Here is a 21,077-nt window from a genome sequence, read left to right as displayed (position 1 = left end):
GCAATCTGCCGCACCTCGAACGGTCGACAAATACTAGAGACTCTTAATACGAGTGCCCGCGGCCGTATCCTCAATGGTGAGGCCCAGGTCCTTGAGCTGGTCGCGGATGGCGTCGGCCAGATCCCAGTTCTTGGCGGCACGGGCCTCGGCGCGGGCTTCGAGAATCTTGGCAGCAGCCTCGTCCACGTCGTCGCCCGTATAGGCAACCAGACCGGCGGCAACACCCAGCAGACCCAGCGGCAGCTCGACCTTGGGCTCGGGGAGCTCAACACCAAAGGTGTCGAGTAGCTCGGCCAGCGTGTCGGCGGCGGCAAGCGCGGCGGCCTTGTCGGCTGCGTCGCCCGCCTGCTCCAAGTACTGGTTGCACTCGGTCACGAAGCCAAAGACGGCACCCATGGCACCGGCGGTGTTAAAGTCGTCGTCCATGCACTCCTTAAAGGCGGCACGGGTCTCGGCGGCCTTGGCGGCAAATGCCTCGGCAGCAGCCTCATCGGCAGCGGCCGTCGCGTGGTTCGCGGCCCAGCGCAGGTTCTCGACCGTGCCGGCAATGCGCGTGAGCGAGTTCTCGGCACCCTCCAGGCGCTCCCAGGAAAAGTCGAGCGGCGAGCGATAGCTCGTCTGCAGCATCAGTAGGCGCAGGGCGGCAGCGGAGTGCTGCTCGAGCACCTCGGCCAGCGTAAAGAAGTTGCCGAGCGACTTGGACATCTTCTCGCCGTCGACCAGCAGCATGCCCGTGTGCATCCAAGTGTTAGAGAAACCCTGGTGCCAAGCGCAGGTGGCCTGGGCGCACTCGTTCTCGTGATGCGGGAAGGCAAGGTCGGAGCCGCCGCCGTGGATATCGATCGGGGTGCCCAGGTAGCGGTGCACCATGGCGGCGCACTCGGTGTGCCAACCGGGACGGCCCTCGCCCCAGGGGCTCGGCCAGCTAGGCTCGCCGGGCTTGGCGGCCTTCCACAGGGCAAAGTCGAGCGGGTCGTTCTTGTCCTCGTTTTCTTCGATGCGCGCGCCCACCATAAGGTCGTCGATGTTACGGCCCGAGACCTGGCCATAGTTGGGATCGCTGCGCACGGCAAAGTACACGTCGCCGTTATCGGCGGCGTAGGCATGGCCCTGCTCGATAAGCGTCTTGATCATAGCGATCATGGGGCCGATCTCCTTGGTGGCGCGGGGGCGCACATCGGGATCGAGCACGTTGGCGGCGCGCATGACGCCGATGAACTTGTCGGAGAACTCCGTCGCGACCTCGGCGGCCGTACGGCCCTGCTCGTTGGCGCGCTTGATGATCTTGTCGTCGACATCGGTGAGGTTCTGAGCGAACGTGACCTCGTAGCCGCTCGCGATGAGCCAGCGACGAATCACGTCAAAGCTGATGAACGTGCGGGCATTGCCGATGTGGATGTTGTCGTAGACCGTGGGGCCGCACACGTACATGCGGACCTTGCCGGACTCGATGGGCTGGAACTCTTCCTTTTTATGGGTAGCGCTGTTGTAGATACGCATTCGTTACTCCTTAACGGTTTTCTGTAGCAGGCAGACGGCCCAGGCACCGATTCCCTCGCCCTGGCCTTCCCAACCGAGCTTTTCGGTCGTAGTGGCGGCGACGCCCACGTTTTCGACGTCGACGCCCAGGGCATGGGCAAGGTTGGCGCGCATGGCATCGCGGTGCGGGGTGATCTTGGGTTGCTGACAGGCAATGGTGCAATCGGCATCGACAAACTCAAAGCCCAGCTCGCGCGCGTAGTCCATCACGCGAGCGAGCAGTACCATCGAATCGGCGCCCTCGTAGGCGGGATCGGTGTCGGGGAATAGCTTGCCGATGTCTCCCCCGCGGCAGGCGCCCAGAATGGCGTCGGCCAAGGCGTGCGCGAGCACATCGGCATCCGAGTGGCCCAGCAGGCCGCGCTCGTAGGGAATGTCGACACCGCCGATGATACATCGACGCCCCTCCACCAGACGGTGGACGTCGTAGCCATGGCCAATGCGCAGGTTACTGAACATGGGGAAGGTCCTCTCCCTCGGCCATGCGACCGAGCAGAATCGCGGTTACAGGACGCAGGTCCTCGGGCACCGTCACCTTAAGGTTATCGCGCGGGCTCTGGACGCAGCGGACGCGTCCTCCCATGCGCTCGACCAGTGACGAATCGTCCGTACCGATAAAGCCCTCGGCAATCGCCGCGGCATGGGCGCGCTTCATGGCGTCGACACTAAAGATCTGCGGCGTCTGCGCGGCCCAATAGAGCTCACGCGGCGGCGTCTCGACGATATTATCGCCGTCAACGATCTTGAGCGTGTCGATCGCGGGCTGACCGCACACGACGCCGTCGAGAGCACGGTCGCTCACGAGCACGTCGATAGCGTGGTCGATGGCCTCGGTCGTAATGAGCGGACGAGCGCCATCGTGAATGGCGACGTATTCAAAGCCCGCCGGCACCGCGTGCACGCCGGCGCGGGTGGAATCCTGACGGGTATCGCCGGCATCGGCAAAGCTGATGGGCGTGTCATAGTCAAACGGGTCGATGGCCAGACGGCGCATCTCGGCACGGCGCTCGGCAGGGCAAACCACCACGATGTGGCCGACCTTATCGCTACGGTCAAACGCGCGGATGGACCAGCTCATAAGCGGACGGCCCGCCACGTCAACGAGCTGCTTGCCGCCGGGATTTCCAAAGCGCTGACCGCTGCCGCCGGCAACGACCACGGCGCATACGGGCGCCATTATGCGTTCCCCTGTTTGGTGCCCTTCATGCGGTACAGCGAGTCCGCAAGAATGGCAGGGTTGTTGACGCCAAAGTCGCCCAGGCGCTCCGGATCCTCGCTGATGTCGTCCATGAGCTCCTGCAGCGAGCCGTACTCGTCGACGATCTTCTCGGCCACGCCGTCGCGCACGACGGACACGCGCGAAAGCGTGCGCAGGCCCAGCGGCGTCATGACGGAGTCCTCGTCCAGGTCGTCATAGCCCAGAACTGCCGCCACGTGCTGCGGGTCGGACAGGTCCTTAGGCGTCATGCGGGCAAGCTCAGCGCGAATCTTCTCGGCATTGGCCTCAGAGGAATCGCTTGCGTAGTCGCGGATCATCAAGTCGTATTCGGTATCCATGCTGGAGCCGGCGAGCTGCTCGAGCTGCATCTGCACGAGCTTGCCCTGGTTGCCCAGCTTGACGATGCAATCCTTAAGCTCGGTCTTTGCCTGCTGCATGATCTCGAAGCTCGAGAAAATACCGGTAATGTCGGCGAGCGTAACGTAGTCGTCGAGCTCAAGGGCCGTCAGGCGCAGCAGGGAGCGGTCAAGCGACTGACGGGTGGTCTGGAGCGTGGCAACGAGTTGGTTGACCGAGCTCATGATGGTGGTGACAGGCTGGATCTCGTAGCTCTTACCGTGGACGTACACGTTGACGACGGCACGACGAGCCGAAACCGAGATCACGATGGCGTCGGTGAGCACCGACATGCGAGCGGCAGTACGGTGACGCATGCCCGTCTCACTCGTGGCGAGCGAGGGATCGGGATTGAGGTGGAAGTTGGCGCGCAGGATCTGGGTGAGGTCGCCATCGATAACGATGGCGCCGTCCATCTTGGAAAGCTCGAACAGGCGGTTCGAGGTAAACGAAATGTTGAGCGGGAAGCCGTCGTTACCGGCAGCGAGCACGTTTTCGGTGTCGCCGACGCAGATAAGGGCACCCAGGTGACCGGCAATGATCATGTCGAGGGCGGTGCGGATCGGCTGACCAGGTGCCGTCAGGCGAATGGCCTGTTCCATACGCTTTTGCAGCTCGTTCTTATCCAAGGCATCGCTCCCATCGTATACGCTCCATAAACGTCAATAAGTTTCTCACGGTTTGCCCCTGTGACGCCCGCAAAATCCTATGCTTACAGAATGAGCGAACACAGCTGAGAGCCCCGATCCAAATGAGCTGCTTATGTGATAGCATCGGGATTCACATAAATGAGGGAGTAGTCGCGTGATCGGGTTCGCCTCCGGTGGCGCGGTAAGTCAACACACTGGCCGATGCGGCCTGGCTTGCCTTAATGAACGAGACTCGTGGCTGTGCGCGCAACGCGTACGCCACGGGTCTTTTTTGTTACTCCCCCAAGAGGTACACGCGGGCCCGCCCGCAGAGAGGGAGCCAGACTATGGGACTCGCAGAGCTCGTGTTGCTCGCCGTTGGCCTTTCGATGGACGCCTTTGCCGTTTCCATCTGCAAGGGCCTTGGCATGAAGAAAATCAACCTTAAAGTCGCCGTGGTGCTCGGTCTGTTCTTTGGCGGCTTTCAGGCCGGCATGCCCGTAATCGGATGGGCGCTCGGCAGTCAATTCATGGGCATCATCGGACCCATCGACCATTGGATCGCCTTTATCCTATTGGCCTTTATCGGCGGCAAAATGTTGTGGGAGGCCTTTACCGAGGACGAGGATGAAGGCGACGGCAAGGATGCCGAAAAGATTGACCTAGGCGAGTACCTGATCCTCGCCATCGCCACCTCGATTGACGCGCTGGCCGTGGGCATCTCGTTTGCGGCGCTCTCGGTCGACATCGTTCCAGCTGTATCGCTCATCGGCATCACGACCTTTGTCTTCTCCGTTGCCGGCGTAGCGATCGGCCACACCTTTGGCGCGCGCTACGAAAAACCCGCCACCATCGTGGGCGGCGTCGTGCTCATCCTCATCGGGCTTAAGATCTTGCTTGAGCATCTGGGGATTCTCGCACTGTAACGAATAACGGCCGCCCGGCATTACGCCAAGCGGCCGTTTTCATAGCCAGCCGTTTTAGAGCGGCTTAACTAAGGCGACCTTTACGCAGCGAGGCGCTTGAGGACATCGATGAGCAGCTCGTAGAAGCGCTCGGCAGAAGCGAGCTCCATGCTCTCGTCCGGGGTGTGAACATCGGAGAGCGTCGGACCCACGGCGATGGCGTCCAGGCCGTGCAGGGCCTCGGCAAACAGGCCGCACTCAAGGCCGGCGTGAATGGACTCGATGCGCAGCTCGGAGCCAAAGAGCTCGCGATAGCTCTCGACAAAGACGTCGCGGACCGGCGAATGCTCGGCATAGCTCCAGCCGGGATACTCGAACTCAAACTTGGCGTCGAAGCCCAGGACATCGGCCAGCGTCTGCAGACGATCCTTGAACTCGTTCTGCAGCGAGGTGATCGAGGAACGCGGGGACAGCATGATCTTGACCTCGTCGTCAGAGGTGGCAACCACACCGATGTTGGAGGAAACCTCGACGGAGCCGTCGGTGGCGACGTTGCGGCGAATCACGCCGTTAGGGGCAAGGCGCAGGGCGCGGATGAGGGCAAGCGCGGACTTCCGGTCCATGGCCTCGACCTCGGCGTCGTCGGCAATCTCGACGGTGCAGGTAAAGCCGGGGTCGAAGACCTCGAGCTCGGCAGTGACGTCGGCGATGATGCCCTTTGCAATCTGGGCCGCGGCCTCGGCGGCAGCGTGGTCGGCGTAGACCAGAACAGCCTTGCACTCACGGTTGATGGCGTTGTCCTTGGTGCCGCCGTTAAAGCTAACGATGGCGGGCTCGCCGGCAACCATCAGGCGGTCGATGATGCGGGCCATGATGAGGTTGCCATTGCCGCGCTCCAGGTGGATATCGCTGCCGGAGTGACCGCCCAGCAGGCCGGAGATGTCGAGCGTGAGGGTGCTACCGGTCTTGTGCTCGCGCACGATCGGGCAGGTGTAGGTAACGACGACGCCGCCGGCGCAGCTGACGGTGGCAACGCCCTCTTCCTCGGAGTCAAGGTTAATCATGGTGCGGGCGCTAATCTGGGACTTGTCGAGCGTCTCGGCGCCGACCAGGCCAGTCTCCTCGTCGGTGGTGAATACGCACTCGAGGGCCGGATGGGTAATCGAATCGTCGTTGAGCACGGTAAGCATAAGCGCGACGGCAATACCGTTGTCGGCGCCCAGAGTGGTGCCGTTAGCGGTGAGGACGCCGTCCTTGACGACCAGGTCGATACCATCGGTCGTAAAGTCGTGCTCAACGGAGCCCAACTTGTCGCACACCATATCGATGTGGCCCTGCAGCATCACGGTCGGGGCATTCTCGGCACCGGCAGATGCGGGCTTGCGAATGATGACGTTGTAGACCTCGTCCTGGTACACATCGAGACCGCGCTCCTTGGCAAACGCAACCAGGAAATCGCTGATGCCCTTCTCGTTGCCAGACCCACGGGGGATCGCGCTGACCTCCTCAAAGAAATGGAACAGCTGGGCGGGCTCGTAGCCGGTAATCTTGTAGTCCATGGTGCCTCCTTGGCGCAACTGGTTAGACAGTAAGACATGCGACTTGTATATTCCCAGACTTTGCGTGCATAAACCAGTCGAAAACGCCGAGCGCCCTCGCATCATCGGCTAACGGTGGACCGTATAGCGTAACGGTCACAACTTCCGCAGCTCTACAAATCGAGGCGCCCTTTCCAGAGCGCCTCGATTGCGCGTATCAAATTGTCGCCACGCCCTACAGCGCGCCGGAACCGGCTTGCATCATGCCGCCGGGGCCCGAGGTCACGCCGCCGCTCACGGGCGCGGCGTTGCCGGTGTGCGGTACCGCCGGGGCGGTATCGCCACCAAGCGTGCCCGCCGGACGCGGTGCCGGGATCTCGCCCGTGCCGCGGCTAAAGACAAACTTGCCATCGGCCACGTCGCACAGGACGGTATCGCCCTCGCCCCACTCGCCAGCCAGCAGTTCCTCGGACAGCGGATCCTCGATGAGCTTTTGGATGGCACGACGCAGCGGACGCGCGCCGTTGGTGAGGTCGGTACCCTCCGCCACAATCTTGTCGTAGGCCGCATCGGTAAGCTTGATGTTCATGCCGTTTGCGATCAGGCGCTGGCGCAGATCGTCCACCAGCAGGTGCGCAATCTTGGTCAGGTTCTCGCCCGAGAGCTTCTGGAACACCACGATGTCGTCGATACGGTTGAGCAGCTCGGGGCGGAACAGGCGCTTGAGCTCGCCCATCGCGCGGCCGCGGATCTCACTCGAGGTGAGGCCCTGCTCGCCGGTGGTGCCAAAGCCAACGCTCGCATCCTGCGCGATCTCGCGGGCGCCCACGTTTGACGTCATGATGATCACCGTATTGCGGAAGTCGACCGTCTTGCCCTGGCTATCGGTCAGACGGCCCTCCTCCAACACCTGCAGCAGGATATTGAAGATGTCGGGGTGCGCCTTCTCGATCTCGTCGAACAGCACGACCGAGTACGGGTGACGGCGAACAGCCTTGGTGAGCTGGCCGCCCTCGTCGTGGCCCACATAGCCCGGGGGGCTACCGATGAGCTTGGAGACCTCGAACTCACTGCCAAACTCCGACATATCGAAGCTGATGAGCGCGTCCTTGCTGCCAAAGAGATACTCGGCGAGCGTCTTGGCGAGCTCGGTCTTGCCTGTGCCGGTGGGACCAAGGAAGATAAAGCTGCCACCGGGACGACGCGGGTCCTTGAGCGGCGAGCGGCTGCGGCGCACGGCCTTGGCGACGGCCTCGACTGCCTCATCCTGGCCGATGATGCGCGTCTTGAGCACGCTTTCGGTCTGCAGCAGGCGCCGGCTCTCGCTCTCGGTGAGCGAGGAAACCGGCACGCCCGAGGTCACGGACACGATGTCGGCAATCTGGGAGACATCGATGGTGAGCGGGCTGGCGTCGAGCTCGGCCGTCCAGGCAGCCTTGGCCTCGGCGAGCTCAATCTCGGCAGCCTTTTGCTGCTCGGTGATCTCGGCGGCCTTGTTCATGTCGTCGCTCTCGGTGGCCTCCTGCGCGGCGGCCTTAAGCTCCTCCACGCGATGCTCGGCCTCGCGCACCGGCTCGGGCGCGCGGTTGGCGGCGATGCGGGCGCGGGCGCCGGCCTCGTCAATGAGGTCGATGGCCTTATCGGGCAGGAAGCGATCCTGGATGTAGCGGTCGGAGAGGTTCGCGGCGGCCTCGATAGCACCCTGCGTATAGCGCACATGGTGGTGCTCCTCGTAGCGCGGCTTGAGCGCGGTCAGGATCTTGACCGTGTCCTCGACGCTCGGCTCCTCGACATCGATGGTCTGGAAGCGACGCTCGAAGGCCGGGTCCTTGGTGAGGTACTTGCGGAATTCCTCGGCCGTGGTGGCGCCGATAATCTGGAAGGCACCGCGCGCGAGCACGGGCTTGAGCATGGAGCTCGCGTCGATGGAGCCCTCGGCAGAGCCGGCACCGATGATGGTGTGCATCTCGTCAATAAACAGGATGACGTCGTCAGCTTCGGTGGCCTCCTGGATCACGTTCTTGAGGCGCTCCTCAAACTCACCGCGATACTTGGCGCCCGCAACGAGGCCCGGCAGGTCGAGCGTCCAGATGTTCTGGTTCATAAGGTTCTCGGGCACGTTGCCAGCTGCAATCTGCTGAGCCAGACCCTCGACGATGGCCGTCTTGCCCACGCCGGGGTCGCCCAAGATAAGCGGATTGTTCTTGGTGCGACGCGAAAGGATCTCCATCATACGCTGGACTTCCTTTTCGCGACCAATTACAGGGTCGAGCTCGCCGTCGCGCGCCTTCTGCGTAAGGTTGGTGGCGAACTGCTTAAGCGTATCGGTGCCGCTCCCCTTTTGCTGCGACGCGTCCGAGCCGCTAAAGAACGGCAGGCCCGCACCGGGACGCCCGGCACCGGCGCCGGCGAGCGGACGCTTCTTGTCCTGGTCCTTGGCGGTAAGTTTCTCGATAGCCTTTTTGATGGAGGCGGACGACACACCCAGGCGCATGAGGATGTCCATGGCCATGCCGTTACCCTCTTCGACGATGCCAATCAGCAAGTGCTCGGTCGACACATAGGTCTGGTTGTTCTCACGCGCCACGCGGAAGGAGCGCTCCATCACGCTAATGACGAGCGGCGTAAAGGCAAGCTTGGCCGCCTCGGTCTCCTCGCTGGGCTCGGGAACCGTGGTCTGGACCTCTTTGAGAGTATCCATGATGTCATCGTAGGAGATGTCGAGCGAGCGCAGCGCCTCGGCGGCAATGCCCTCGTCCTCCTTGGCAAGCGCGAGCAGCAAGTGCTCGGTGCCCACCTTATTTGAGTGCAGATCGAGCGCCTCCTGTTTGGCCATCGACATGACCTTGCGCGCTCGATCGGTAAATCTATCTAACATGCTCGTTTCCTTACATGAGTTCATCGAAATCAAAACGCCCGCCCGTCGGCGGCGCTTTTGTCTCTTTACCCACAGGTTGTCTATGTTAACAGCTGGAGGAATATCTATAAACCCGGCTCACATGAATGCAGGTTATGACCGCATCGCGGGACTCACCGCGCGATGCGCGACAGGCGCCCCGCAAGAGAAACCCTAGGCGTCTTTCACCACGTCGGGACTCGTCGCACGCGATGCGCGATAGGCATCGGCCTCCTTGGAGACGCGTTCGAGCAGCTCGGATGTATCGACGCCCTCGACTTGCGCGACCGTTTCCACCGTCTGCATGGCGACCGCCCTCAGGTACGCGCACGCGCTGTCCCCCGGCTGCTCGAGGTCTATCTCCTCGCCGCCCTCCCGGGCAAAGCCGACCGCCATCACAAAGCCCATGATGCCCGAGACCAGAAAGCCCACCGCAAAGCTCGAATCTGCCTTGAGCTCTTCTCCGTCGGGGTGGACGATCTCTCTCACGCGGTCGATGATGATCGTATGGATGCCCTGCACGACCTGCTCGGCGGCACCCGCCCTCATGGTGATGACGATGCGCTGCAGCAGGCAGCGGACGTCGCGCCGGTCGAACGCCGAAAGGTCGCCCTCGCTCGAAAAATGCCAGAGGGCATCGGTGATGAGCTCGTTATCCTGCAGCAGCTGGGCTATGGCGATGGCGACGAGTTCATCGAAATCGTGAAAATAGTAGTAAAACGTTCCGCGATTGCACTGGGCGGCGCGGGTCACCTCGCCAACCGACAGCTCGAAGATGCTGTTGTTCTCGATGAGCTCCCAAAACGCCTCGATGATACGGGTGCGTGCATCGGGCGCATCGGCGTCCTTACGCGGTCTCGCCATGCGCCTCACCGCACCCCTGCGCCTTGGCGTTCATGATGAGCATCTGAAGACGGTTCTCCACGTTGGCGAAGCTCACGTCGGGATCGTAGTCGAGCGGCAGGAACTGCGCCGTGGGATACTGCTCCTTGAGCGCATGGATGAGCCCGCGCCCCACGACATGGTTGGGCAGACACCCGAACGGCTGCAGGATCACGAAGTTGCGGCAGCCGCGCTTGGCGTGCTCGAGAATCTCCGCCGGAATCAGCACGCCCTCGCCCGCATCGAACGTATGGTGCAGGATCTTATCGCTCGCGCGCACGAGCTCGGGCATGCGCGTCGGCGGCTCGTAGAGCGGGCTCGCCGCGCCCAGGCGGTCGCAACGGTCGTGCGCGAGCTCGAACAGGTTGTCCGCCGTGGCGTACCAGGCCTTTTCGGGCAGCGACAGGTCGACGTGGAACTCGCGCGACTGCGCATGCTTGTAGAAATAGGTCTTGCGGATCACGTCGGTCATGCGCGCCTCGATGACCTCGAGCCCGTTGTCCTCGAGGTAGCGCTCGATCTCGTGGTTGGCGCCGAGATGGAAATTGAGCAGGTACTCGCCCACGATGAGAACGGTCGGATGCGGGTTCGAGCGGTCGTACGGAACGGCGTCCATGATCGCAAGCGCGCGTTTGAAGCCCGTCGCCTGGCCTCTCAGCCCGGAGCGCTCCATGCCCTCGATAACCTCATCGAGCGCGCGGTCGAACGCAGCGTCCGCCGCGCCCTTCTCGAGCTCGTAGGGACGGATGCGCCTAAGCATGGCCTCGAGGGCATCGATCATGGGAAGACCGTAGGCGATCTGGATGCTCGGGCCAAGGCCGAGCTTGAAGCCCGGATGCGCATTGTGGGCATCGACGTCGTCGTTGGTGAGCACCGGGACATAGTCGTATCCCGCGTCGTCGAGCGCGCGGCGCAGCAGGGGCATGTAGTGCGTCAGGCGGCAGTCGCCGATATACTTGCCAGTCACCACGGCGACGTCGTGCGGGTCGTACTTACCGCTCTCGAGTGCCGCGAGCGCCTCGCCGATCACGATTTGCGCGGGGAAGCAGATGTCGTTGTGCACATAGCGTTTGCCCAGGCGGATGGCATCCTCGCGCCCGATATCAAGGGCCTCGGCGCGCACGCCCTGATTGCGCATCGCCGCGGTCATGAGCCTGCAGAACGCATGGGAGGTGTTGGGGACCAGCGCGATCTTGTCGTGCCGGTCGCGCTTGGTGTACTTGACCTTATACGGGTCGTCGAGCGGATGGACCGCGTGCACCCGGGCGCCCTCGGCACGCTCCTCCGCGCGACGACGGTTGACCGACTCGATAAACGAACGCACGCGAATGCCCATGGGACCGGCGACGTCGCTCTCATCGAGCTTGATCATCATCGGAACCTTGGAGCCCATCTCGCCCATCATGCGCGCGATCTCGTCGGTGAGATACGCATCGTGGCCGCAGCCGAAGCTGCCCATCTGCACGAGCTCGAGCTCGGGCGTCGATGCGACGATGACCGCGCACGACAGCATGCGCGCATGGTAGTTGTTCACGATGTCGATGCGGCTGTTGGAAAGATCGACGTTGCAGACCCCCGGCACCGCATCGGGCGTCAGCACGGGGATGCCGCGCTCAGAGAAGAGCTTGGGCAGCCCGTGGTTGACCAGCGGGTCGTTGTGGTACGGGCGCGAAGCGATCACCACCGCGCAGCCGCCGTCCTCGTGCACGTTCTCGAGCACCTGCCTGCCGCGCAGCTGCAGCTGGTTCTCAAACGTCTCCTGCGCGCGGTCCGCCTGCTCGGTCGCCTTGGCAACCAGGTCGGCATCGATATCGAAGGTCTCCTTGCACCACGCCTTGAGCTGGCGGTTTCGGTCGCCCTCGTCGTACCAGTGGAACAGCGGCGTATCGAACGGAACGCCGAAACGCTCCTCCGGGTTATCGGAATTGCGCATCACGTAGGGGTATCCCTTTACGACGGCGCACATCCACTCGCTGGTAGAGGCGGTGTTTTCGGTGGGCACCGTCGTGATGATGGGCATGAAGATGCGGTCGACGCCGGCGTCGACGAGATTGCGGATGTGCCCGTGGACGAGCTTGGCCGGGAAGCACACGGTGTCGGATGTGACGTGCGCCAGACCGCGCTCGTACATCGCCTTGGTGCTGCGTCCCGAGACGCGCACCTTAAAGCCGAGCGTGCTGAAGAACGTCGACCAGAACGGCATGGTGTCCCAGAACTCGAGCACACGGGGAATGCCGATCGTGACATCGCGCCCCCCGCAGACGGGAACCGTGGGGTACGACTCGAACAGCAGCTTCTCGCGGTCGACAAAGAGATTGGGGGCAGCCGCGGTCCGGTCGCGCCCCGTGCCGGGTGCCTGTGCCTCGCAAGCACCCTGCGGACGCAGCTCCTCCGCCGCGGGAACCTCGCGCACGAGCTCATCCCATGAGATGGCGCCGCCGCGCGGGCAGCGATTGCCCGTGACGTAAAGCGAGCCGTCGCCAAATGCCACGACCGCGCGCTGGCAGCGGTTGTTGCACCGACGGCAGGTAACGCCGCCGAACTCGCGATGCTCGAAGCGCTCCACGGCATCGAGCCCGATAAACGACGTGCCGGCGTCGCCCTTGCGGCATTCCTCGCGCGCGAGCAGGGCGATACCGATAGCGCCCATCAGCCCCGGGTGGGGCGCACGCGTGACGGGTTTGCCCAGATACTGCTCGAATGCGCGCAGCACCGCGTCGTTTCGGAACGTGCCGCCCTGGACGACGACTTTGTCGCCCAGACGGTTGAGATTTGAAACGCGAATGACCTTGGTGAACACGTTCTCGATAATCGAACGGCAGAGACCGGCCATGATGTCGCCCGGACCCTTACCGCGCCGCTGCTCGGAAACGACGCTGCTGTTCATGAACACCGTGCAGCGGCTGCCGAGAACGGCGGGGGCTTTGGACGAAAATGCCTCGGTCGCGATATCCTCAACGGCTATTCCGAGGTTTTTGGCAAAACCCTCGAGGAACGAGCCGCAGCCCGCAGAGCACGCCTCGTTGACGACGATATCGGTCAGCACGCCGTGGTTGAGCCAGATGGCCTTCATATCCTGTCCGCCGATGTCGAGCACGAAGGTCGCATCGGGAACGCATGCGCACGCGGCGCGGGCGTGCGCGACCGTCTCGACCGTATGGTAGTCGGCGTGGAACGCGCGCGCGAAAAGCTCCTCGCCGTATCCCGTGGTGCCCACGGCATCGATCGCAAGCGTGACTCCCGCTGTCTCCCAGCGGTTCTTCAAGCTGACAAGACCCTGTTGGGCGACGTCGAGCGGTCTGCCGTTATTAGACGCGTAGAACGAATCGACAAGCTCACCCGCCTCATCGACCAGGGCGAACTTGGTCGTCGTGCTCCCCGAATCGATACCGAGCGCCACACGCACCGTCTCTCCGGGCGCATACGCATCCGGACCCTTTGCCGGCGTCTCTTTGCCATGGCGTGCCGTAAAATCCGCCTGCTCGGCAGGTGTGGCAAAAAAGGGCTGGGCAAGACGTCCCTCCCCGCTTGCGGGCGCGACCGTCTCGAGCTTATCCAGCCGGACAAAAGCGTCGGGAAGGTCGATCGGTTGGGACGATGCGAACATGTCGGTCAGCGACAGGGCGGCACCGCGCGCGACCATGATCTGCGGATCGCGCGGGACGATAACCTGATCGTCCGATAGATTCAGTTGCTCCCGGAACACGCGGACCAGTGTGGGGTTGTAGGCGAGCGTACCGCCCTCGAAGATTACCGGCGGCTCGATGTCGATACCCTGGGCCAGACCGCCGATCGTTTGGCGGGCGACCGCGTGAAGCGCCGAAAGCGCCAGGTCGGTGGCAGGAATGCCCTCGTTGAGCAGCGGCTGGATATCGGTCTTTGCGTACACGCCGCAGCGGCCCGAGACCTCGTGGACGGTCGTTCCCCGGCTTGCGAGCTGCTCGAACTCGCCCGATTCGGTGCCGACCCCCATGAGCTTTGCCATCTCGTCGATAAATGCACCGGTACCGCCTGCGCACGAGCCGTTCATGCGCATGTCGGCAACCTCGATGTCTCCCTTATCGTTGGTGCGGAAGAAGATCATCTTGGCGTCTTGGCCGCCCAGCTCGATGGCGCAGCGCGTCTGCGGATAGAACCTGCTGATCGCGAGCGCGTTGGCGACCACCTCCTGAACGTACGAGGCGCCCAGCGCGGTCGCGATATCGCGCGCACCCGAGCCGGTCACCGCAACGCGCAGCGACTCATGGGGAAAGCGCTCGGCGAGCTCGCCGAGCATGGCGCGCACGCTCGCTGTCTGACACGCCCCGTGGCGGCGATATCCCCACCACGCCTCGGTCATATCCTCGTGCATCGCGTAAACTTTGGTCGTCGTCGACCCTACGTCCAGTCCTACTAGCAACGCCATAATGCTCCATCTCTCGCATTTTTCCCGCTAGAGATATACCACTCTACGTAATACAACAGACTGTTGTATTTAAACTCCGTATAAAAAGCGGCTGCCGAAACGCTTCAGCAGCCGCCGAATGCACCAACAGATTGTTCTGCGCGCTAGCACGTCGGGCAACGGAGCAGCACGGGCCCTCCGGTCATGCGCACCGCTCACGCCCGCGATGTCGCCGAGAGAGCTATCCACGCTTTGGGCTCCAACCAAGCAAGTCGCCCGCGCTCAGCAGATCCCTAAGCGAGCTACTCGCACTCAGGAGCCATAGCCTGCTCCAAGAGCTCGGCATGCTCCTCCTCGAAAACCGTCCCCACAGGGAAGGCGCGACGGAAGACGAAGCGGGAAATCGGACCGGCTACCAAAAGGTTCCACGGCAGCGCCATCACAAAATTATGCGGGATGTTGATCATCCAGATCGCGGGCACGGAATACAGGTTCGCAAGGATGCCGCCGGGCATGTGCGTCAGACCCTCACAGGCACCGTACAGCGACATGATGATGACCATGGGAACGACCATGCAGGAGCTGACGGCGAGCGTCATGGCAAGTGGCGAGCTCTTGCCCGGCGTGACCAAGTACTTAAAGGCGAAACCCTTGGCGAGCGGGCTGGCGACGAACCAGTCGCAGCACATGGCAAAAATGTAGGCAACGGGGAAGCCGAGCCACGCAGTGGCAACGACCTCGCCGTTGATGGCCCCGTGCTGCAGGGCAACGTTGTAGATGCTCATCCAGAGCACCATGCAAAAGCACATGATAAAGGTGAACAGCAGGCTCTCTCGTTTGTTGATAGGCATAAAGGGCAGATTCCTCTCTGTGTTGTACCGCGGCGCCACGCAACAAAAACGGGCGGGCAAGATGGAGCTGTTGGAACTTCATCTCGCCCGCCCGTGGTACGCGCGTCTGCGACTACTTATGTGGTGGAACCAGCCTAGCACGAAACGCATGCGCTTCGTAAGCGTTGAGTTTATGAAGATGCAGGGCACCGATAATCCCCCGACCCCATAAGTTGCGGTGGAATACGGACTGTTTTGACCCTTTAAGCAGCAATTCAGTCCCTATTTCACCGCAACTCATTTGGTGCAAAGTAACCTGTCCCCCTTGTACCAATTAGCTGGTGTGGCGCCAGCGAGGGTCGGTGAGCGTACGCGCCACACCCAGTCCAACGGGCAGAAACGCTACGATGAGCACTGCGCGCACAAACCAGCCGAGCATATTGACCGTGTCGAAGGTGCACATGTAATACATCGAGCGATACAGATACAAGCCCGGCACCATAATGACAATCGAAGGCACCGTGAGGGCGATGCGCGGGTAGGTGAGCTTGACTTCGGCCAAGCTTGCCAGCAGACCCGATACCAGCGCGCCGATAAACGCTGCTGCCTCGGGAGGCATTCCCGTGCTGAGGCCCAGGAAGGGAATCATCGTCGGCGCATCGACAAGGGTCAGACGCAGGGTATTGGACACGGCGCCGATCAACCCAGCTGCCGCGGCCATCTTTACCGGGCTGTTGAACATCACCGAGAAGCCGAATACGCCAACGAAGCTCATCACCACGCGCAGGAGCGTAAGGGCAAGCGGCGAAAGGCCCAGTGGGGCAAAGTCGTCCGGCGCCAGGCCAACACACTCGGCAACCATCCAACCTACGAGCGTCGCCATCACAATAATCGATACGGCATATGAAAGGCGCTCGATACCGCTTCGCATGTCGAGCTTGGCGATGTCGAGGCCCGCCGTAATGAGCGGAAAGCCGGGAATCACAAAGAGCATGGCGCCGATATAGCCTTCTTGGTGCGACATTGCCCCCGGTATGACCTGGCCAAGGCCGAGCAATGCCAGCAGATACGAAACGCAAGCGAGCGCAACGCCGGTCGTCAGCGCGCTGAACTGACCAAGGCCTTGCTTGAGAATATGGGAGCGGGCAAAGTTGCCGACACCCGCGCCCACGAACGCGCAGGCCATCTCGATAGGGCCGCCGCCGAGCAAAAAAACGAAGGCGCCACAGGCGCAGGCCGCCGCAAGGCCCTGTTGCCAAGGCGCGTAATCAGGTTTTGAACTCTCAACGGTCTTGAGCATCTCGTGATACTCGTGCACCGTGAAGCGACGACCATAGGTCTCGATTTCCTTGAGGAAACTCTCCATCATCCAAATGCGATGGGTATTGACGCCCGTTGTGGGCAAGCTGACGACCTCATTAAAGCAGTGACCATCTTCGATGCAGGTGCACTCAAACGACAGAAGACTTAAGTCAACGTGGATGGTGACACCGAGTACGGCGGCAACACGATTCATGGTATCGCGCACGCGCCAGGCACCCGTTCCGCTTGCCAGCATAAGCATGCCGGTGCGGCAGATGATGGATGATTTATCGGTGAGCGGCGCATCGACGGCAAGCTCATCGCCTGCCGTCACGATCTGGTGCCAGTCAGTTTTCATATGGAGCGCGCCGGCACGAACGCCGTGGTGCATGGGGGCTCTCGAAAGCAGCGAGTTAAGGCGCGAAGGCTGTGAGGGCTCCGCCGATTCGCCCTCGTCCTCGTCGGGCTCTTCATCGACCAGATCAAAGGAATCAAGCGGCGCTGGCTCGCGACGGTCGATCAGCTCCTCGTCCTCATCATCAAAGTAGTTGAACTGATCGAGCATGTCCTCTTCGATTGCGCACTCGCTCGCGTCGTCCATCCCGGTGCTCCCTTCCTATCGACTAACCCCCATCCTAGACAGCGACGGCTAAAGGAAACATAAAAGAGACGGCTGTCATGCATGGAAGGCGCAAACCCCCAATGCGTCGGTAGATCCCCAACGACTAGGACTGTCCCCAAGTGCCGGCACAGACGATATGAGCAGGACATAAAAACATTGAGAGCCCCTGCTGCATGAAAGACCGCGGATTAGGCCGACAATGGTGAGTGTCTAATTCAGCCGCGGCGGCCACGCCGCATTCATGGAAGGGGCTCCCATGCTCGATACTACCACCTTCGTCGGCCTCGACGTCCACGCCCGTTCGATAAAGGCCGTCTCCCTCGACGTCATGACCGGGGAGGTGCGCTGCGCGACCTTCGGCTACGACGCCGGCGCCGTCGCGGGGTGGGTCCGCTCCGTGGACCCTAAGGCCAGGTGCGTGTACGAGTCCGGGGTCACGGGATTCGACCTGCAGAAGAGGCTCTCCGGCCTTGGGGTCGACTGCGTGGTCGGCGCCGTCTCGAAGATGATCAAGCCCAGCGCGGACAGGCGCAGGAAGAACGACCGCAACGACGCCGAGTTCCTCGCCCGCATGCTGTCGGTCGGCAACGTGGTCGAGGTGTGGGTCCCCGACGACGAGTGCGAGGCCGCCCGCGACCTGACTAGGGCGCTCGAGGACGCGAGGGACGACCTCTCGCGCTCGAAGCAGCGGCTCTCCAAGTTCCTGCTCAGGCACGGGCTCGTCTTCGACGAGAGGACGCCCACCGGCCGCAGGAAGGGCAACTGGACCCGGGCGCACTGGTCCTGGATCGAGTCGATAAGGTTCGCGGAGGGGGCCGACAACGAGGCGCTCGCCTACTACGTCGACGCGGTCAGGCGGGCGGCGGAGGACAAGGCGCGGCTCGAGGGGCTCGTCGAGGCCGAGACCCGCAAGCCCAGGTGGAGGAAGAGGGTCGACTCCCTGCGCTGCCTCAAGGGCGTCGACACCGCGACGGCCGCCGACCTCGTGTTCGAGGCCGGCGAGTTCTCGAGGTTCAGGAATGCCCGGTCGTTCGCCGCATGGGTCGGCTTGACGCCCTCCGAGCACTCCAGCGGGGAGAGCGACCGCAGGGGCGCGATCACCAAGGCGGGCAACAAGCACCTGAGGAAGGCGCTGGTCGAGGCCGCGTGGCACTACCTGACGTGCTCCGCGCGGCCGAAGGAGCCCGCCAGGGGCCAGGCCCCGGACCCGGGCGCCCGCAGGCATGCCGCCAAGGGCGTGCGGAGGCTGGTCGAGAGGCGCGGGGCCCTGCTCGCGCGCGGGGTCCACAACAACAAGGCGAACGTCGCCACGGCGCGCGAGCTCGCCTGCTGGGTGTGGGCGGTCGGTCTCATGGCCGAGGAGGCGTAGGGGGAGGCTCCCCCGCACATAAGCCGATCACCCCGGAAGCGGTTGGATCCGAAGCCGTTGAGGCGAACCTCAGGTCCCTTTTCTGCGAGCGCCCAGGGCGCCACACGCGTGCACAGACTGTCGGTTCGACGAAGAAGCCTCAGCCGTAGCAACGGATTGCCCAGCGAGAGATCGCCACGGGCGGATATTAAACTGCAAAGACGAGCGTCGGGAAGACACGCCGAGGTCGCCGCGGACGGGTTGATATAGGGAGAGGGCCTGACCCCATATCGTTGGGGCCAGGCCCGATTTTGCCTCTTGACAATGTCCTGCTCATATTAAAAGGAACGTCCCTAAGTGCCGGCACAAGAGGAACGTCCCTAAGTGCCAGCCAGAGCAACGCCGCAGGTAGAGGACGGACAGCGAGCGACGTCCAGGGCGAACAAGTTGGCATGAAAAAGGCAAGGCATAGACCTTCTGGTCATGCCTTGCCTTTTGAATGACAAATTGTCGCCCTGGACGTCGCGCAGCGTCGAGCCGTTACGCGGTTCGTAGAACCGCGTAACTAGTTAGTACATCTTTGCGCCGGCGGGGATGGAAGCATCGAGCTGGATCAGGTTGAGGCGCTCCTCGCCCTCCTCCTCGTGGACAGCGCTGATCAGCATGCCGCAGCTGGGGATGCCCATCATCTTGCGCGGAGGCAGATTGGTGATGGCGAGCAGGGTCTTACCGACCAGGTCCTCGGGCTCGTAGTACTCGTGAATACCGGAGAGGATGGTGCGGTCGGTGCCGGTGCCGTCGTCGAGCGTAAAGTTCAGCAGCTTCTTGGACTTCTTGACGGCCTCGCATGCCTTGACCTTCACAGCGCGGAAGTCGCTCTTGGAGAAGGTATCAAAGTCGACGAACTCCTCAAACAGCGGCTCAACGGCGATCTTGGAGTAATCGAGCGTGGGCTTAAGCGACTTAACGAACGGGCTCGCGGCGTTGCCGGCCTCGGCAGCCTTGGCGGCAGCGGCACCGGACTGGAAACCCTTCTCGGGCTTCATGTGCGGGAACAGCAGCACGTCGCGGATAGAAGCCTGGTTGGTGAGCAGCATGACCACGCGGTCGATACCGATGCCGATGCCGCCCGCGGGAGGCATACCGTACTCGAGGGCGCGCACGTAATCCTCGTCATACTCCATGGCCTCGTCGTCACCGCCGGCCTTCTCGGCCATCTGGGCGGCAAAGCGCTCGGCCTGGTCGACCGGGTCGTTGAGCTCGGAGAACGCGTTGGCGTACTCGTGACCGGCAATAACCAGCTCAAAGCGGTGCGTCAGGCGCGGGTCGTCCTCAAAACGCTTGGCAAGCGGGCTGACCTCGATGGGGTAATCGCACACGAAGGTCGGGTTGACGATGGTGTCCTCGCCCAGCTCATCGTAAATCTCGGCGATGATCTTGCCGGCAGTCCACTCGGGCTTGATCTCCAGGCCCTTCTCGCGCGCGGCGGCAGCAAGCTCCTCGACCGGCGTGTCGATGGTGACCTGCTTGCCGAGCACGTCGGAGACGATGTCGGTCATGGGACGGCTGGCCCACTCACCAGAAAGGTCGATGGTCTGGCCCTGGTACTCGATGACCTCGGGGTTGCCGATGGCCTTGTTAGCCGCCTTAATGACACCCTGGGCGAGCGCCTTCATGCCCTCGAGGTCTGAGAAGGCACGGTAGGCCTCCATCGTGGTGAACTCGGGGTTGTGGGTAAGGTCCATGCCCTCGTTACGGAAGATGCGGCCGATCTCGAACACGCGCTCAAAACCACCGACGATGCAGCGCTTGAGGTGCAGCTCGGTGGCAATACGCAGGTAGCACTCCTGATCGAGCGCGTTGAAGTGGGTAATGAACGGCTTGGCGGTAGCGCCGCCCTGGATGGTCTGCAGGATGGGGGTCTCGACCTCCATGTAACCGTCGGACTCCATAAAGCGACGGAAGGTAGAGAGAATCTGCGAACGCTTACGGAAGGTCTCGCGAACGTCGTCGTTGGCGATCAGATCGACATAGCGCTGGCGATAGCGGGTCTCCTTGTCGGAAAGACCGTGGAACTTCTCGGGCAGCGGACGAACGGCCTTGGAAAGCAGGGTCGCGCTCTTAGGGGCAACGGAAAGCTGGCCGCGCTGGGTGCGCACGACCACGCCGGTCACGCCCAGGATGTCGCCCAGGTCGAGGGCCTTGAGCGTATTCCAGGCGGCCTCGTCCATGTCGTTGATGCGGCAGAACAGCTGAATCTCGGCAGTCGCATCGCGCACGACGATGAACATGATCTTGCCCTGACCGCGCTTGGCGACCACGCGGCCGGCGATCTTCACGACGTCCTCGGTGTCCTCGCCATCGGCAAGCTCGGCGTACTTAGCCTCGATATCGGCGACGTAGTCCTCAAGCTCAGAGTGCTCGGGATAGGGGTTCTGGCCCGCCTCGAACAGGGCGGCGCGCTTGGCCAGGCGGGTGGCGCGCTCGTCGTTGAGCGTCGATGCCTGATCGGCGGCGTTCTGGTTCTCTGCCATAAGTTAGCTCCTCAAACTAAAACGCTCCCCAGGATTCGGTCCCAGGGAGCGAA

General features: G+C 62.6%; 13 protein-coding genes. 2 read left to right on the top strand and 11 right to left on the bottom strand.

The genetic code is table 11. The features are described from left to right. Window positions 1-33: 33 nt before the first annotated feature. From cysS to disA, 4 genes are read right to left on the bottom strand one after another with little or no spacing between them, the layout of a single operon-like run. On the bottom strand, window positions 34-1,500 hold the full coding sequence (gene cysS / locus OIL77_06945; protein HJI45139.1) for a cysteine--tRNA ligase: 1,467 nt from the start codon (window positions 1,498-1,500) through the stop codon (window positions 34-36). Window positions 1,501-1,503: 3 nt separating this feature from the next. Then, window positions 1,504-1,998 carry a 2-C-methyl-D-erythritol 2,4-cyclodiphosphate synthase gene (ispF, locus tag OIL77_06940; GenBank protein ID HJI45138.1) on the bottom strand — a complete coding sequence of 165 codons (495 nt, stop codon included), beginning with the start codon at window positions 1,996-1,998 and terminating at the stop codon, window positions 1,504-1,506. Beyond that, window positions 1,988-2,716, bottom strand: coding sequence for a 2-C-methyl-D-erythritol 4-phosphate cytidylyltransferase (gene ispD, locus OIL77_06935; protein HJI45137.1), 729 nt, complete (start codon window positions 2,714-2,716; stop codon window positions 1,988-1,990). The genes ispF and ispD overlap by 11 nt, the downstream gene beginning before the upstream one ends. Further along, complete coding sequence (gene disA / locus OIL77_06930; GenBank protein HJI45136.1) at window positions 2,716-3,783, bottom strand: DNA integrity scanning diadenylate cyclase DisA; 1,068 nt, start codon at window positions 3,781-3,783, stop codon at window positions 2,716-2,718. Before disA ends, ispD begins: the two co-directional genes overlap by 1 nt. 347 nt (window positions 3,784-4,130) lie before the next feature. Between disA and OIL77_06925 the strand changes: the two genes are divergently transcribed. Beyond that, complete coding sequence (locus tag OIL77_06925; protein HJI45135.1) at window positions 4,131-4,709, top strand: manganese efflux pump MntP family protein; 579 nt, start codon at window positions 4,131-4,133, stop codon at window positions 4,707-4,709. Window positions 4,710-4,789: 80 nt separating this feature from the next. Here the strand turns inward: OIL77_06925 and OIL77_06920 are convergent, their stop codons facing one another. The 6 genes from OIL77_06920 to OIL77_06895 form a co-directional block, all read right to left on the bottom strand. Next, window positions 4,790-6,247: an aminoacyl-histidine dipeptidase gene (locus OIL77_06920; protein ID HJI45134.1), complete on the bottom strand. Its 1,458-nt coding sequence runs from the start codon at window positions 6,245-6,247 to the stop codon at window positions 4,790-4,792. A gap of 214 nt (window positions 6,248-6,461) precedes the next feature. After that, window positions 6,462-9,104, bottom strand: coding sequence for an ATP-dependent Clp protease ATP-binding subunit (locus tag OIL77_06915; protein HJI45133.1), 2,643 nt, complete (start codon window positions 9,102-9,104; stop codon window positions 6,462-6,464). A 192-nt stretch (window positions 9,105-9,296) separates the two neighbouring features. Beyond that, window positions 9,297-9,986, bottom strand: a complete 690-nt coding sequence (locus tag OIL77_06910; GenBank protein HJI45132.1) for a TetR/AcrR family transcriptional regulator — start codon at window positions 9,984-9,986, stop codon at window positions 9,297-9,299. Then, window positions 9,970-14,409 (bottom strand): acyl-CoA dehydratase activase, encoded by a 4,440-nt coding sequence (locus OIL77_06905; protein ID HJI45131.1) that lies wholly within the window; start codon window positions 14,407-14,409, stop codon window positions 9,970-9,972. Before OIL77_06905 ends, OIL77_06910 begins: the two co-directional genes overlap by 17 nt. A 281-nt stretch (window positions 14,410-14,690) precedes the next feature. Next, the gene (locus OIL77_06900) at window positions 14,691-15,239 is read right to left on the bottom strand and encodes a DUF2798 domain-containing protein (GenBank protein ID HJI45130.1); all 549 of its coding nucleotides are present in this window, start codon (window positions 15,237-15,239) and stop codon (window positions 14,691-14,693) included. A gap of 313 nt (window positions 15,240-15,552) precedes the next feature. Further along, on the bottom strand, window positions 15,553-17,121 hold the full coding sequence (locus OIL77_06895; GenBank protein HJI45129.1) for a threonine/serine exporter family protein: 1,569 nt from the start codon (window positions 17,119-17,121) through the stop codon (window positions 15,553-15,555). Window positions 17,122-17,398: 277 nt separating this feature from the next. Here OIL77_06895 and OIL77_06890 point away from each other — a divergent pair, with 277 nt between their 5' ends. After that, the gene (locus tag OIL77_06890) at window positions 17,399-18,511 is read left to right on the top strand and encodes an IS110 family transposase (GenBank protein ID HJI45128.1); all 1,113 of its coding nucleotides are present in this window, start codon (window positions 17,399-17,401) and stop codon (window positions 18,509-18,511) included. 548 nt (window positions 18,512-19,059) lie between these two features. Here OIL77_06890 and lysS read toward each other — a convergent pair. Further along, window positions 19,060-21,024, bottom strand: a complete 1,965-nt coding sequence (gene lysS / locus OIL77_06885; GenBank protein HJI45127.1) for a lysine--tRNA ligase — start codon at window positions 21,022-21,024, stop codon at window positions 19,060-19,062. Window positions 21,025-21,077: the final 53 nt, after the last annotated feature.

It is taken from the genome of Coriobacteriaceae bacterium (genome assembly GCA_025993015.1).
GTDB lineage: Bacteria > Actinomycetota > Coriobacteriia > Coriobacteriales > Coriobacteriaceae > Collinsella.
The sequence above is the reverse complement of the archived record's forward strand: the minus strand, read 5'-3'. Positions and strand labels throughout refer to the sequence as shown.

What these genes read in the sequence shown, in the direction of transcription:
- cysS (HJI45139.1), bottom strand. Translation starts at nt 1,500, where the DNA reads ATGCGTATCTACAACAGCGCTACCCATAAAAAGGAAGAGTTCCAGCCC.
- ispF (HJI45138.1), bottom strand. Translation starts at nt 1,998, where the DNA reads ATGTTCAGTAACCTGCGCATTGGCCATGGCTACGACGTCCACCGTCTG.
- ispD (HJI45137.1), bottom strand. Translation starts at nt 2,716, where the DNA reads ATGGCGCCCGTATGCGCCGTGGTCGTTGCCGGCGGCAGCGGTCAGCGC.
- OIL77_06925 (HJI45135.1), top strand. Translation starts at nt 4,131, where the DNA reads ATGGGACTCGCAGAGCTCGTGTTGCTCGCCGTTGGCCTTTCGATGGAC.
- OIL77_06920 (HJI45134.1), bottom strand. Translation starts at nt 6,247, where the DNA reads ATGGACTACAAGATTACCGGCTACGAGCCCGCCCAGCTGTTCCATTTC.
- OIL77_06915 (HJI45133.1), bottom strand. Translation starts at nt 9,104, where the DNA reads ATGTTAGATAGATTTACCGATCGAGCGCGCAAGGTCATGTCGATGGCC.
- OIL77_06910 (HJI45132.1), bottom strand. Translation starts at nt 9,986, where the DNA reads ATGGCGAGACCGCGTAAGGACGCCGATGCGCCCGATGCACGCACCCGT.
- OIL77_06905 (HJI45131.1), bottom strand. Translation starts at nt 14,409, where the DNA reads ATGGCGTTGCTAGTAGGACTGGACGTAGGGTCGACGACGACCAAAGTT.
- OIL77_06900 (HJI45130.1), bottom strand. Translation starts at nt 15,239, where the DNA reads ATGCCTATCAACAAACGAGAGAGCCTGCTGTTCACCTTTATCATGTGC.
- OIL77_06895 (HJI45129.1), bottom strand. Translation starts at nt 17,121, where the DNA reads ATGGACGACGCGAGCGAGTGCGCAATCGAAGAGGACATGCTCGATCAG.
- OIL77_06890 (HJI45128.1), top strand. Translation starts at nt 17,399, where the DNA reads ATGCTCGATACTACCACCTTCGTCGGCCTCGACGTCCACGCCCGTTCG.
- lysS (HJI45127.1), bottom strand. Translation starts at nt 21,024, where the DNA reads ATGGCAGAGAACCAGAACGCCGCCGATCAGGCATCGACGCTCAACGAC.